Annotated in this window: 10 protein-coding genes and 1 pseudogene; 3 read left to right on the top strand and 8 right to left on the bottom strand. The window is 70.9% G+C overall.

What is annotated here, in order from left to right:
* The first annotated feature begins 94 nt into the window (after positions 1 to 94).
* Complete coding sequence (locus GA0070564_RS08020; RefSeq protein WP_091605058.1) at positions 95 to 4141, top strand: ThuA domain-containing protein; 4047 nt, start codon at positions 95 to 97, stop codon at positions 4139 to 4141.
* Between the two features lie 64 nt (positions 4142 to 4205).
* Here GA0070564_RS08020 and GA0070564_RS08015 read toward each other — a convergent pair whose 3' ends face one another.
* Positions 4206 to 4631, bottom strand: coding sequence for a VOC family protein (locus GA0070564_RS08015; RefSeq protein ID WP_091605055.1), 426 nt, complete (start codon positions 4629 to 4631; stop codon positions 4206 to 4208).
* Between the two features lie 165 nt (positions 4632 to 4796).
* On the opposite strand from GA0070564_RS08015, the gene GA0070564_RS08010 reads away from it, so the two are divergent.
* Positions 4797 to 5486, top strand: a complete 690-nt coding sequence (locus GA0070564_RS08010; RefSeq protein WP_091605052.1) for a DUF899 domain-containing protein — start codon at positions 4797 to 4799, stop codon at positions 5484 to 5486.
* 50 nt (positions 5487 to 5536) lie between these two features.
* Here the strand turns inward: GA0070564_RS08010 and GA0070564_RS08005 are convergent, their stop codons facing one another.
* The 7 genes and pseudogenes from GA0070564_RS08005 to GA0070564_RS07975 all read right to left on the bottom strand — a co-directional run bounded on the left by GA0070564_RS08005 (position 5537) and on the right by GA0070564_RS07975 (position 12687).
* A complete protein-coding gene (locus GA0070564_RS08005) occupies positions 5537 to 5935 on the bottom strand; it encodes a hypothetical protein (RefSeq protein WP_176730597.1) in 399 nt (132 codons plus the stop codon).
* Between the two features lie 119 nt (positions 5936 to 6054).
* A pseudogene (locus tag GA0070564_RS08000) lies at positions 6055 to 6279 on the bottom strand (pyridoxamine 5'-phosphate oxidase family protein); the annotation flags it as partial.
* A 107-nt stretch (positions 6280 to 6386) separates the two neighbouring features.
* Entirely contained in the window at positions 6387 to 6878 is a 492-nt protein-coding gene (locus tag GA0070564_RS07995) for an SRPBCC family protein (RefSeq protein WP_091605049.1), read from the bottom strand.
* A 17-nt stretch (positions 6879 to 6895) separates the two neighbouring features.
* Positions 6896 to 9286 carry an ATP-binding cassette domain-containing protein gene (locus GA0070564_RS07990; RefSeq protein ID WP_091605046.1) on the bottom strand — a complete coding sequence of 797 codons (2391 nt, stop codon included), beginning with the start codon at positions 9284 to 9286 and terminating at the stop codon, positions 6896 to 6898.
* Between the two features lie 39 nt (positions 9287 to 9325).
* Positions 9326 to 9736: a VOC family protein gene (locus GA0070564_RS07985; RefSeq protein ID WP_091606926.1), complete on the bottom strand. Its 411-nt coding sequence runs from the start codon at positions 9734 to 9736 to the stop codon at positions 9326 to 9328.
* 5 nt (positions 9737 to 9741) lie between these two features.
* A complete protein-coding gene (locus tag GA0070564_RS07980) occupies positions 9742 to 10122 on the bottom strand; it encodes a helix-turn-helix transcriptional regulator (RefSeq protein WP_218104912.1) in 381 nt (126 codons plus the stop codon).
* Positions 10123 to 10284: 162 nt separating this feature from the next.
* Complete coding sequence (locus GA0070564_RS07975; RefSeq protein WP_245669863.1) at positions 10285 to 12687, bottom strand: transglycosylase domain-containing protein; 2403 nt, start codon at positions 12685 to 12687, stop codon at positions 10285 to 10287.
* Positions 12688 to 13036: 349 nt separating this feature from the next.
* Between GA0070564_RS07975 and GA0070564_RS07970 the strand changes: the two genes are divergently transcribed.
* Complete coding sequence (locus GA0070564_RS07970; protein ID WP_091605037.1) at positions 13037 to 14386, top strand: APC family permease; 1350 nt, start codon at positions 13037 to 13039, stop codon at positions 14384 to 14386.
* Positions 14387 to 14392: the final 6 nt, after the last annotated feature.

Genomic DNA, 14392 nt, shown 5'->3' with positions numbered 1-14392 from the left:
CGGCGTACGCCCTGAACCAGGGCGCGGGCCGCGACCGGCGGCGGTGCGACCGATCCGGCACCACCCGCCTCACACCAGCAACAGAGGAGTCGAGATGGCCCACAGTCGCCATTCCCGGATCTCCCGATGGGTCGCCCGCCTCGGCGTCGACCCGACGGGATCCCCGACACCACCGCCCACCCGCGGCGCGTCGACCCGACGCCGGGTCGCCGCCCTGGCCTCCAGCGCCGCCCTGACCCTCGGCGTGCTCGCCCTGCCCGCCCAGGCGGCCACCCCCACCCGGGAGAAGGCGCCCGCCGCGCCCGCCGCCGCCGCGGTGAAGGTGCTGGTCTTCCACGGCCCGGTCGACAAGCAGGACGACCCGGTGACCCGGGCCGCCGCCGCGATCAAGGGCCTCGGCGCGGAGAACGGCTTCACCGTCGACGTCACCGCCGACCCGGGCGCGTTCACCTTCGCCAACCTGGCCCGCTACCGGGGCGTGGTGTTCCTCTCCGCCAACGGCGTCGCCCTCACCGACGCCCAGGAGGCCGCCTTCCAGGCGTACGTCAAGGGGGGTGGCGGTTTCGTGGGCGTGCACGACGCGGCCCGCGCCCAACCGGACTCGGCCTGGTTCACCGGCCTGATCGGGGCCCGACCGGCGGCCGGCCTGCCCAACGCCGAGAAGGTCGTCTCGGCCACCGCCAGCGCGGAGAACCCGCCGAACGAGACCGCCGCGAAGGCCGTCGACGGGTCGACCGGCACGAAGTGGCTGACGTTCAACCCGACCGGCTGGCTGGCCGCGAAGCTCGCCAAGCCCGTCGTGGTGTCCCGGTACGCGCTGACCTCGGCCAACGACTTCCCCGGCCGGGACCCGAAGAACTGGACCCTGCAGGGCTCCACCGACGGCGCCACCTGGGTCGACCTGGACACCCGCAGCAACGAGACCTTCGCGCAGCGGTTCCAGACCAAGCAGTACAGCTTCACCAACACCGCCGCCTACCAGCACTACCGGCTCACCGTCACCGCGAACAGCGGGGAGCCGCTGATCCAGCTCGCCGAGCTGTGGCTGATCGGCCCGGACTCCGGCCCGGCCCCCGACTCGGTCGTGCAGAAGGCGACGGTCGACCTCACCGACCGGCAGCACCCGGCCAACGCCGGCCTGCCGCTGACCATCAGCCGTTCCGACCAGTGGATCAACTGGGACGCCAACCCCATCGGCAAGGTGCACACCGTCGCCCAGGTCGAGGAGAGCAGCTACAACCCGGGGCTGAGCGGCAACGGCGCCTTCCACCCGGTCTCCTGGTGCCAGGACTACGACGGCGGCCGGTCGTTCTACACCGGCATGGGCCGCACCGACGCCAGCTGGGCGGGCGACGAGCAGTTCGCCAGCCACCTGACCGGCGCGATCAAGTGGACCACCGGCATGGTGCGCGGCGACTGCCAGGCCACCATCGCCTCGAACTACCGCATTGACCGGCTGACCTCGGCCAACCAGCCCGGCCAGCTCGACCAGATCGGCGAGCCGCACGGCCTGACCGTCGCGCCCGACGGCACGGTCTTCTACATCGGCAAGGCGGCCTGCCCGACCGGTCCGATCGTCAGCTGGGACGACCCGAAGGTGGGCCTGGGCTGCGGCACCGTCCACCGGTGGGACCCGAAGACCAAGCAGGTCAAGCTGCTCACCACCCTGCCGGTGATGGGCAACCGGGGCAGCGGCAGCGAGCTGGTCAAGAACGAGGAGGGTCTGGTCGGCATCACGCTGGACCCGAAGTTCGCCCAGAACGGCTGGGTCTACGTCTACTGGATGCCGCACGAGTCGATCGACCGGGACAGGCGGATCGGCAAGCGGACCGTCTCCCGGTTCACCTACGACGCCGCGAAGCAGACCATCGACCAGGGCACCCGCAAGGACCTGCTCTCCTGGGACACCCAGATCCACAGCTGCTGCCACGCCGGTGGCGGCATGACCTTCGACGACAGCGGCAACCTCTACGTCGGCTCCGGTGACAGCAACTCCTCCGGCGGGTCGAGCGGCTACTCCGGCAACAACTGGACCCAGGACTACAAGGGCACCTCCTTCCAGGACGCCCGACGCACCTCCGGCAACACCAACGACCTCAACGGCAAGATCCTGCGGATCCACCCGGAGGCCGACGGCACGTACACCGTCCCGGCGGGCAACCTGTTCACCGGCAGGGAGGAGGGTGGCGGCAAGACCCGCCCGGAGATCTACGTGATGGGCGTGCGTAACATCTCCCGGATCGCCTGGGACCCGGTGAACCACTGGCTCACCGCCGCCTGGGTGGGCCCGGACGCCGGCGCCCCCGACCCGGAGCTGGGCCCGGCGAAGTACGAGACCGCCACCATCATCACCTCGGCGGGCAACCAGGGCTGGCCGTACTGCATGGGCAACCGGCAGCCGTACCGGGACCGCAGCAACACCGACGCCACCCAGCTCACCGGCTGGTACGACTGCGACAACCTGAAGAACACCTCGCCGCGCAACACCGGCCTGGTGGACCTCCCGCCGGCCCGGGACAACATGATCTGGTACTCGCCGCAGGGCGGTGGCCCGGTCTACCCCGAGCGCGCCGACGGCAGCGGCCTGCCCAGCTACCAGGTGGGCGAGGAGACCTTCACCCGCCCGTGGCTCAAGGGCGGCGGCCAGGCGGTCATGGACGGCCCCACCTACCAGCGGGAGAAGGTCGACACCGAAAGCGGCGTGGCCTGGCCGCAGTACTGGGACGACAAGTGGTTCATCGGTGACCAGTCCAACGCCAACAACCGGGTGGCGGTGACCGTCGACAAGAAGAACGTGCCCACTCAGGGCGCCCCGGCCTTCGCCGAGGACCTGCGGCAGATCATCCGCTCCGGCAGCGGCGGCAACCAGCTCCAGTCCTGGATGGACGCCAAGTTCGGCCCGGACGGTGCGCTCTACATGCTCGACTACGCGGGCGGCTTCTTCAGCCTGCACGGCAACCAGAAGCTGATCCGGGTCGCCTACACCGGCGGGCCGGCCACCCCGAACCCGAAGGACGTCGGGGTGCGGGCCGTGGCGCAGAGCCAGCCGAGGACCATCCAGTTCTCCAGCGCCAGGATCGGCGGTGTGGCCTGGGAGTGGAACTTCGGTGACGGCAGCGCGGTGTCGCACGAGGCGAACCCGGTGCACACCTACGCCGATTACGGCACCTACCAGGTCACCGTGAAGGTGACCTACGCCGACGGCGAGGTGGCCACCGAGACCATCTCCGTGCTCGCCGGCTGCACCGCGCCGGACACCGGCAAGACCGTCCACCTGCTCGACACCGACACCGGCGTGGCCAACGTCGAGGTCGGCGGCGGCTGCACCCTGAACGACCTGATCGACGACGAGCGGAACTGGGCCGACCACGGCGGGTTCGTCAGCCACGTCGCCGCCGTGGTCAACGAGGCCCGCGGATCCGGGGCGATCGACAACAGGACCGCCGCGGCGCTGAACAGGGCGGCGGCGCAGTCGCCGATCGGCAAGGTCCCCGGGTACGAGACCATCTTCGACGGCACCGCCGGGTCCCTGGCGGACTGGCGGCAGGCACCCAGCGGCATGTTCACCCTGCGCACCGACGGGTCGATCCGCAGCTCCGGCGGGCTGGGCATGCTCTGGTACGCCGGCAGGGAGTACGGCGACTTCTCGGTGCGGGTGAAGTTCCGGGACGTCTCACCCGAGGGCACGTACGCCAACAGCGGCGTGTTCACCCGGTTCCCGGACCCGCGTACGCCGGTGGACCAGCGGCCCGCCTGCGGCAAGGTGGGTTCAGCCGCCAACTCGTCGGCCTGGGTGGCGATCTACTGCGGCCACGAGAACCAGATCTACGACGGGCCGACCGGTGAGCCGCAGAAGACCGGCTCCGTCTACAACTTCGACCCGGTCGGCTTGGAGCAGGCCCGGCCGACGCCGAAGGGGCAGTGGAACGACTTCGAGGTCCGGGTGGTCGGGCAGCACTACACGATCACCCGCAACGGTGTGGTGATCAACGAGTTCGACAACACCCCGGGCAAGGCGTCGTCGCGGGCCGGTGACCCGTCGACGGACCTGCGCCAGTTCCTCAGCGGGTTCATCGGGTTGCAGAATCACGGCACCAACGACCTGATCGAGTTCCGGGACGTGCGGGTGCGGCAGCTCTGACCGGCGAGGAGAGGGCCCTGGCAGCGCCTGCGTGGAGCAGGAGGCCAGGGCCCTCTCTCGGCGCTCACCGCGGCTCGGCCCATGAGGAGGCATCGACCGGCGGTGGGCCGTCCCGTTCCGGGCGGACCGGCGGTGCCCAGGACGGCCGGTTGATCAGGCAGAAGGGGTGGCCGGCCAGGTCGGCGTAGACGTGGTTTCGGCCCGACAGTTCCGTGGCGCCGAGCGCCAGTACGGCCGTGGCGGCTTGGCCGAGGTCGTCGACCATGACATCGAAGTGGATCTGCTGTGGCTGCGCCGGATCCGGCCAGCGGGGTGGCCGATGGCCGGGGGCGAGTTGGAACGCGATGCCGGAGGTGGTGTCGTTGCGGGACACCACCACGAAGTCGGCGCTGCGGTAGGTGACCGGCAGACCGAGCAGCGCCGAGTAGAACTCGGCGAGCGCGGCGGGGTCGGGGCAGTCGAGGATCACGTGGTGCAACCGACCGATCATGGGCGACCCCGGTCCGCTCGAACCTGCCGATGCAAGGGATGGTAGGCGACCGTCGGGCCCGGCTGCGGGCGCGCGGGGATCGGATGTCTGCGTACCGATTAGTTCGACGGGCGTGGGCGGTCAACCTCTGCGGAAGGTCGAACCCATGACCAGTAGGGAGACAGCATGACCGCCGCAGCATTGCCCCCCGTCGTCGACGCCGCCACCTGGCAGCGTGAACTCGACGCGTTGCGGGTCCGGGAGAAGGCAGCGACGCGGGAACTGGACGCGATCGCCGCCCAGCGCCGACGGCTGCCGATGGTGAGGATGCCCGACTACGTCCTGGAGGGCGAGCAGGGCCCGGTTCGGCTGGTCGACGTGTTCGACGGCAGGGCGCAACTGATCGTCTACAACCACATGTGGTCTCCCGGCCAGCGGTGGCAGTGCCCCGGCTGCACCGGGTTCACCTCGCAGTTCACCCGGCTGGAGGCGCTGGACGCCTACGACGCCCGGTTCGTCATCGTCACGCAGGGCCGGATCGACGAGGCGCTGGCGTACAAGCGTCGGGTCGGCAACGTGATGACCTGGTATTCCACCGCGGACAGTCCGTTCGGCGGTGACGTCGGCGCGCCACCCGGCGGCGGGTTCGCGGTCAATGTCTTCCTCCGCGATGGCGATGCGGTGTATCGCACCTGGCACACCACCGGCCGTGGAACCGAGCAGCTCAACTACACCTTCCCGCTGATCGATCTGCTGCCCTACGGCCGGCAGGAGGAGTGGCAGGACTCCCCGGCGGGTTGGCCGCAGTCGCCCACCTACAGCCGCTGGTCCCGCTCCGAGGACATCGCCGCGCGCTATGGCCTGTCCACCGACTGAGGACCGCCACCCGCCGCACCCGGTCCCTCCTGGTCTCTGCGGCGCATCCGTCACACCCCGGCGGGGGTACGGGCGGCATCCGGCCATCCGTCGTCGCTGTCCTGCTGGGCGGCCTGCTCGTCGATCCAGCGGGTGTGGGTTTCCCAGGCGGACTGCTTGCTGGTGCCCAGCGCACCGCCGATCTGCGACCAGGAGGCACCGGTCGCCCGGGCGGTACGCACTCCCAGCTGCCGGCCGTAGGCGGCCTTGCGGGCGATCAACTCGCCGAGGGCGAGCAGTTCCAGGGCCTCGTCCCGGGTGAGCGGCGCGGCCTCCGCGTCGTAGGGCTGGTCGTCGTCGGAGGTGGCGTCGAAGGCCGGGGCCAGGGCGTCCCGGGTCCGGAGCTGCTCGTAGCGGGCGACCGCGGTCAGGAGGGTGAAGTCACGCTCAATGCTGTCGGGAGTCACCATGCGACCCATCCTGCCGTCAGGCTTCCTTGACGTCAAGTCGACCTGACGACGGGGTGGTCGAGGATCCTCAGCGCTTCCAGAACTGCCGGGGCGCGAACCCCTCACGTCGCAGCCAGTGGGGCGATGTTGCGCATCTTCGGTGAACGCGGCGCGGCCGTGAACAGCACGGCGAAGCCGAGGGGGTAGTACCGCACCGGGGTGGCCAGCGGCCCGTCCGGCCCCGTGGTCGCGAGCACGCACATGTTCTGCGACGACAGTAGGTGGAGAATGCGCTCCTCGAGCCGGTCACGGTCGAGCCGTCCGGTCGGCGTGGGCCCGGCCAGCCACGGATTGGTCAACGGCATCCGGCGTCCTCGATCATGGCGAGCACCCTACTCACCCCACCCGACCGGCGGCTACCAAGATCCAGAAGACGCGGAACTCCGGCACAGCTGCTCGCTGTGCGGCGACCTCACGTGTTCGCCTCCTCACCGGCCGGGAGTGGAAGCTCTGCCAGGCTGGCGGCGAGACAGGCGTTGCGGCGTGCGATGAGGCGTTGCAGGTACGGCCGCAGGACGAGGTGAGCCACGAGGCGGCCGAGGGGTCCCATCGGCGCGGTGAAGTCGATGACGTCCCGCATCACCGTCGCCGACGGGTTGCCCGGGTTCGGCGTGAAGCTGTGCTCATGGCGCCACCGGCCGAACGGGCCTTCGGTCTGCTCATCGGTGAAGCCGTACGGCCTTCGGTGCTCGGTGATCCGAACGGTCATCCGCCAGGGAAGGCCGAAGTGCCTGGCTTCCCATGTGACGGCGTCGCCGGCCTTCAGTTGGCCGGTCATCACGCCGCCGACCACCCGTTCGCGGCTGGTCCCCATGGACCTCGTGTGCAGGTCGACGTCGAGGCAGGCGTCGAAGACGGCTTCCGGGACTGCCTTGACGTCCGTGGTCAACTCGATGCGCGGCACGCCGCCACGGTAGGCCCTCAGCCCTGCACGTACGCGGCCAGGTGCTCCCCGGTGAGGGTGGACCGGGCGGCCACCAGGTCGGCCGGAGTGCCCTCGAACACCACCCGGCCCCCGTCGTGTCCGGCGCCCGGACCGAGGTCGACGATCCAGTCGGCGTGCGCCATGACGGCCTGGTGGTGCTCGATGACGATCACCGACTTGCCGGCGTCGACCAGCCGGTCCAGCAGGCCGAGCAACTGCTCGACGTCGGCCAGGTGCAGGCCGGTGGTCGGCTCGTCGAGGACCAGCACGCCGCCCTTGTCGCCCATCCGGGTGGCCAGCTTGAGCCGCTGCCGTTCCCCGCCGGAGAGCGTGGTGAGCGGCTGGCCGAGGCTGAGGTAGCCCAGCCCGACGTCGGCCAGGTGGGTCAGGATCGCGTGCGCCGCCGGGAGCTTCGCCGCGCCGGCGCCGAAGAACTCGCCGGCCTCGGTGACCGACATGGCGAGCACCTCGCTGATGTCCTTGCCGCCCAGGGTGTAGCCGAGCACCTCGGCCTGGAACCGCTTGCCCTCGCACTCCTCGCAGGTGGTGGCCACGCCGGCCATCATCGCCAGGTCGGTGTAGACGACCCCGGCGCCGTTGCAGGTCGGGCAGGCGCCCTCGGAGTTGGCGCTGAACAGCGCGGGCTTGACCCCGTTGGCCTTGGCGAACGCCTTGCGGATCGGCTCCAGCAGCCCGGTGTAGGTGGCCGGGTTGCTCCGCCGGGAACCGCGGATCGGCGCCTGGTCGACGGCCACCACCCCGTCGCGGCCGGCGACCGAGCCGTGGATGAGCGAGCTCTTGCCCGAGCCGGCCACTCCGGTGACGACCACCAGCACGCCCAGCGGCAGGTCGACATCGACGTCGCGCAGGTTGTGGGTGCTCGCGCCGCGCACCTCCAGCGCGCCGGAGGGCGTACGCACCGAGGGCTTGAGGCGGGCCCGGTCGTCGAGGTGCCGGCCGGTGAGCGTGCCACTGGCCCGCAGCCCGTCGACGGTGCCCTCGAAGACCACCTCGCCGCCCTCGGTGCCGGCGCGCGGGCCGAGGTCGACGACGTGGTCGGCGATCGCGATGGTCTCCGGCTTGTGCTCCACCACCAGCACGGTGTTGCCCTTGTCCCGCAGGCGCAGCAGCAGGTCGTTCATCCGCCGGATGTCGTGCGGGTGCAGGCCGATGGTCGGCTCGTCGAAGACGTAGGTGACGTCGGTGAGCGCCGACCCGAGGTGTCGGATCATCTTGACCCGCTGCGCCTCGCCGCCGGAGAGGGTGCCGGCCGGGCGGTCGAGGCTGAGGTAGCCCAGCCCGATCTCCACGAACGAGGAGAGGGTGTGCTGCAACGAGGTCAGCAGCGGCGCGACGGAGCGGTCGTCAAGGCCGTGTACCCACTCGGCCAGGTCGCTGATCTGCATGGCGCAGGCGTCGGCGATGTTGACGCCCCTGATCTTCGACGACCGGGCGCCCTCGTTGAGCCGGGTGCCGGCGCAGTCGGGGCAGGTGGAGAAGGTGATCGCCCGCTCCACGAACGCCCGTACGTGGGGCTGGAGCGCGTCGACCTCCTTGACCAGGAACGACTTCTTGATCTTGGGGATCAGTCCCTCGTAGGTCAGGTTGACGTTGTCGACCTTGATCTTGGTCGGTTCCTTGTGCAGCAGGTCGTGCAGCTCCCGCTTGGTGAACCTCCGGATCGGCTTGTCCGGGTCGAAGAAGCCGCAGCCGCGGAAGATCCGCCCGTACCAGCCGTCGACGCTGTAGCCGGGGACGGTGAGCGCGCCCTCGTTGAGGCTCTTGCTGTCGTCGTACAGCTGGGTCAGGTCGAAGTCCTGGACGCTGCCCCGGCCCTCGCAGCGCGGGCACATGCCGCCGGTGATGCTGAACTCCCGGCGCTCCTTCGTCACGCCGGCGCCACGGTCGATGGTGACCGCGCCGGCCCCCCGGATCGAGGCGACGTTGAAGGAGAACGCCTGCGGCGAGCCGATGTGCGGCACGCCGAGGCGGCTGAACAGGATGCGCAGCATGGCGTTGGCGTCGGTGGCCGTGCCGACGGTGGAGCGGGGATCGCCCCCCATCCGCTGCTGGTCGACGATGATCGCGGTGGTCAACCCGTCGAGCACGTCGACCTCGGGTCGCGCCAGCGACGGCATGAACCCCTGGACGAACGCGCTGTACGTCTCGTTGATCATCCGCTGCGACTCGGCGGCGATCGTGTCGAACACCAGCGAGCTCTTGCCCGACCCGGAGACCCCGGTGAACACCGTCAACCGGCGCTTCGGGATCTCGACGCTGACGTCCTTGAGGTTGTTCTCCCGTGCGCCGTGCACACGGATCAGGTCGTGGCTGTCCGCGACGTGCGCTGCCGGCGACCGCGGGTCGGTGGCGGGGGCCGTACTCATCGAATCTCCATCTCCTCGCGGCCGCCGGGGCCGTCGGTCTCAGCGCAGCTGGTTGATGCGGATCAGGGTGCCCGCCGGGTCGCGGAAGGCGCAGTCGCGGACCCCGTACGGCTGGTCGGTCGGCTCCTGGACCACCTCGGCGCCGCTGGCCACCAGCCGCTCGAAGGCGCCCTCCAGGTCATCGGTGGCCAGGGCGATGATCGCGTACGTGCCCTTGGCCATCATCTCGGCGACGGTACGCCGCTCGTCCTCGGTGATCCCCGGGTCCACGGCCGGCGGGGTCAGCACGACCGAGGTGCCCGGCTGCCCCTTCGGGCCGATCGTGATCCACCGCATCGTGCCCCGGCCCACGTCGTTGCGCACCTCCCAGCCGAGGGCGTCGCGGTAGAAGGCCAGCGAGGCATCCGGGTCGGTGTGCGGCAGGAAGCTGTAGTGAATGGTGACGTCCATGCCGGTCACGCTAGTTCCGGCGTGCCGGACCTGGCTTCTCGATTCCTGACCGGTCTGGTCACCTGCTTGGTCAGGCAGGCCGGCGGTTCGGCCGTCGCCTCCGCCATCTGCGCCCGGTAGACGCTCGGCGGCACGCCCACCAACTCGGTGAAGCGGGAGCTGAAGGTGCCCAGGGAGGCGCAACCGACCGCGAAACAGACCTCGGTGACGCTCAGGTCGCCCCGGCGCAGCAGCGCCATCGCCCGCTCGATCCGCCGGGTCATCAGATAGCCGTACGGCGACTCACCGTACGCGCGGCGGAACTCGCGGCTCAGGTGCCCGGCCGACATGTGCACGCCACGGGCGAGGGCCTCCACGTCCAGCGGCTGCGCGTACTCCCGGTCCATCCGGTCGCGGACCCGGCGCAGCAGCGCCAGGTCGCGCAGTCGCTGCGCCTCGTCGGTTCGGCTGCTCACCTGCCTGATCGTGCCACGCCCCACCGACGTTTCCCAGCAACCGCACCCGCCGGTGGCGACCGCCGCGGAGGGCGGCCACCACCGACGGGCCGGTCAGCGGGGCAGCGGCAGCAGCGGCGTCGGCTCCGCGGTGGCCGACGGGCTCGGCGACGACGACCGGCTCGTCGACGGCCTCGGCCGGGGCTTGTTCGTCGGCGACGGGCTGGTCGTCCGGGGCGACGGCGACGCGCTGCTCGGCGACGGCGTCGGCGACGGGGTACGCGGCGACGTCGACGGCGTCGGTGACGCGCTGCTCGGCGTCGGCTCGGCCGTGCTCGGCCTGGGCTGCGGCGTCGACGTGCTCGGCGGGGGAGCGTCGTCGGGGAACTTCGGCTCGACGAATCGGTACTTGTCCGGGTCGAGCTTCATGGCCTCGGTCGCCTGCTCCAGGAACTGCCGCCAGATCGGCGCCGCGCCGGCGGAGCCGAAGACGTTGTTGTTGCCGTCGGTGGTGCGCAGCGGTTTGCCGTCGGTGGTGCCCAACCACACGGCGGCCGACAGGGCGCCCGTCCAGCCCACCATCCAGGTGTGGGCGTTCTCGGTCAGGCTCTGCCCCGACTGCCAGGTGCCGGTCTTGCCGGCGGAGTCCCAGCCGTTGTCCAGCTTCGCGGCCCGGACCTGGCGCAGCGTCCAGTCCAGCTGGGCCTGGGCCTCCTCGTCGAGGCCGATGTCGGTGGTGACCAGTTTCTCCTGGTAAAGCTTCTCGTCGCCCTTGGTGACCAGGCGGACGAAGTGCGCCTCGGCGCGCTTGCCGCCGGCGGCGAAGGTGGCCATGCCGTTGGCGTGGTCGGCCACGGTGATGCCGTACTGGCCGAGGCCCACCTCGGTGGTGAACTGCCCGGCGACGTCGGCGCCGCTCCTGCCGCGCAGGTCCACCCGCTTGGGCTGCTTCTCACCCTTGACGTTGGCCCACATCGACTCGACGCCCGCCTTGGTCGCCATGTCGATCACCTTGTCGACGCCGAGCAGCTCGGTCAGCTCGAAGTAGGTGACGTTCAGGGAGGCGACGGTGGCCTCCCACAGCGCGCAGTCCGGCTGGCAGGGGGCCTTCTCGGCGTTGCGGATCGGGCCGGCAGGGCTGGCCTTGGTCCGTCCCGACTCGGGGAACTCCTTGGTGTCGGGGGAGTCGAAGTGCTTCCTGACCGAGACGCCGTTCTCCACCGCCGCCGCCAGGTCGTACACCTTGAACGAGGAGCCCGGCGGATGGGCGCCGAAGCCGACGGCCTGGCCGTCCTCGTCGTAGTACCAGCCGGCGTAGTCGGCGCCCTCGCCGTCGTTGCCGCCGTAGTAGCCGAGCACCCGACCGGTGCCGGGTTCGACGGAGACCAGCGCGGCCTGCCAGTTCTTCGGCTGGCCGCGGACCTGCTCCGGTGCGGTGTCCCGGCGGATGTCGGCGGCGTTCTCGGCGGCGGTCTGGACCCGCTTGTCGATCGTCGTGACGATCCTGAACCCGCCGTCGCGGATGTAGTCGGCCGGCTTGTCCTTGAACTGCGGGGTCTGCCGCAGCTCGCTGAGCACGTGCTTGACCACCAGGCCGGTGGGCCGGGCGCCGTCGGACTGCCGGGCCTTGCGGTCGATCGGTTTCACGGAGTCCGGGTACGCCAGGTTCGCCGCCTCCTGCGGGCTGAGGTAGCCGAGCTTGACCATGCCGTCGCGGATGTATCCCCACCGGTCCATCGAGTTCTGCTTCGCCTTCGGCCCGCGCGCCGGGTCGTAACCGGGCTGGCCCTGCGGGTCGTCCGGGTTCGCCTCGGGCTGCTTGACCATCGCGCAGAGCACCATCGCCTCCGACACGGTCAGCTGCCGGGCCGCGGGCGCGTCCTTGCGTACCGTCTTGCCGAAGTACGCCTGCGCGGCGGCCTCGATCCCGTACGCGCCCCGGCCGAACGGCACCGTGTTCAGGTAGAACCCGAGGATCTCCTCCTTGGAGTACTTGTCGTCGAGCTTCCAGGCGACCACCGCCTCCCGCAGCTTCCGGGAGTAGGTGACGCCCTTGAGGTCGGCGGCCACCCGGGCGTACTGCTGGGTGATGGTCGACGCGCCCTGCCGCTGGCCGCCGGTCACGTTCGACCAGGCGGCGCGGAGCACCCCGGAGAAGTCGATGCCCTGGTTCTTCCAGAACGTCCGGTCCTCCGCGGCGACGATCGCCTCCTTGGCGGAGTCGTTCATCTGGTCGTACGGCACGATCGTCCGGTTCTCCGCCCCCAACGTCGCCATCGGGGTCTTGCCGTCGGCGTAGTAGACGGTGGTCGACTCCGGCAGTTTCAGATCCGTCGGGGTGGGCACGCTGTCGACGTAGTAGGTGCCGGCGAGCAGTCCGGAGCCGAGCAGCAGCGCCAGTACCGCCAGCACGACGGGCAGCCGGCGCCGCTTGCGCGGTTTCGCCGCCGCACGGGCGGGCTGACCGCCGTAGCCGGGTGTGCCGGCGCCATGGTCGTAGTTACCGGTATGAGACACCCGCACCCGGTACCCCCTGTTCCGCTCGCCGAATCCGGGCGGGCGCGGTGAGCCGCGTCGCGCCTGCCCGTCCCGCCCGTGACCGGCCGGGCCGGGACTTCGGACCATATCGCGCCGGTCCGAGCGCAGGTCACACCGCCTTCCCGGGCCTCGCGGCTGCGGCTGTTGACCCGGGTACGGGCCGGTCATGACGATGGCCCCCACGTGACATTGAGCGGATCGATGATTCTGGACGGAGCCCGCCGCCCGCCACCCCTGCCGGAGACGTGGCCGGCGCGGGACGAGCGCAGTGCCCGACGCCACAGAATGTTGCCGACTCACCACCGCACCCCCGGGTAGGGAGTCGGGCATGGCGATGACAGCGGACGCCCGCGCGGTGCAGGCCGATGAGCGGGGCACCACGCTCAAGCGGGCGATCAGCGGCAGACTGTTGTACCTGTTCATCCTCGGTGACGTGCTGGGCGCGGGCATCTACGCCCTGGTGGGTGAGATGGCCGCCGAGGCCGGCGGCATGATCTGGCTGCCGCTCGCGGTGGCCCTGCTGCTCGCGCTGCTGACCGCCGCGTCGTACGCCGAACTGGTCACCAAGTATCCGAAGGCCGGTGGGGCGGCGGTCTTCGCCCACCGGGCGTACCGCAGCGGGCTGGTCTCCTTCGTCGTCGGTTTCTGCATGCTCGCGGCCGGGCTGGTCAGCGTGGCGGGACTGGCGCTGGCGTTCGCCGGCGAGTACCTCACCTCGTTCCTCGACGTGCCCGCCGTGCCGGCCGCGCTGGTGTTCCTGGCCGTGGTGGCGGCGCTGAACCTGCGGGGCATCTCCGAGTCTCTGGGCGCCAACGTCGTGATGACCGTGATCGAGCTGTCCGGTCTGCTGTTCATCATCGCCCTCGGCGCCCTGGTGCTCGGCCGCGGCGACGGCGACCTCGGTCGGGTGGTTCAGCTGCCCGAGGGCACCTCGGCGCTGCCCGCGGTGCTCGGCGCGGCGCTGCTCGCCTTCTACTCCTTCGTCGGGTTCGAGACCTCGGCGAACGTCGCCGAGGAGACGGTGAACCCGACGCGGAACTACCCCCGGGCGCTCTTCGGCGGTCTGCTCACCGCCGGTGTCGTCTACGTCCTGGTCGGGCTCGCCGTCTCTGCCGTCGTGCCGACCCGGCAGCTCACGGAGTCGTCCGGCCCGCTGCTCGAGGTGGTGCGGGTGGCCGACATCGGGCTGCCGACCTGGGTGTTCAGCCTGGTGGCGCTGATCGCCGTGGCCAACGGCGCGCTGCTCACCTCGATCATGACCAGCCGCCTGACGTACGGGATGGCCACCGACGGGTTGCTGCCCCGGCCGCTGGCCCGCGTGCTGCCCCGCCGACGCAGCCCCTGGCTCGCCATCCTCGTCACCACCGCGGCGTCGATGGCCCTGGCGCTGACCGGCGACCTGGAGACCCTCGCCAACACCGTGGTCCTGCTCCTGCTGGTGGTGTTCGTCAGCACCAACGTCGCCGTGCTCGTCCTGCGGCGTGACCGGGTCGACCACGAGCACTTCCGTACGCCCGTGGTGCTGCCGGTGCTAGCCCTGGCGTCGTGCGGCGTGTTGCTGGCCCGCCAGGACGGCGACGTGTGGCTGCGCGGGCTGATGCTGATCGCCCTCGGTGTGGCGCTCCACCTGGCCAGCGCCGCGACCCGCCGCGCCAAGGCGCGACGCGGCGAGGACTGAGGCGGG

Origin of the sequence: Micromonospora mirobrigensis (assembly GCF_900091555.1) — a bacterium.
GTDB classification, from domain to species: Bacteria; Actinomycetota; Actinomycetes; order Mycobacteriales; family Micromonosporaceae; genus Micromonospora; species Micromonospora mirobrigensis.
This window is presented reverse-complemented; position numbering and strand designations above follow the sequence as displayed.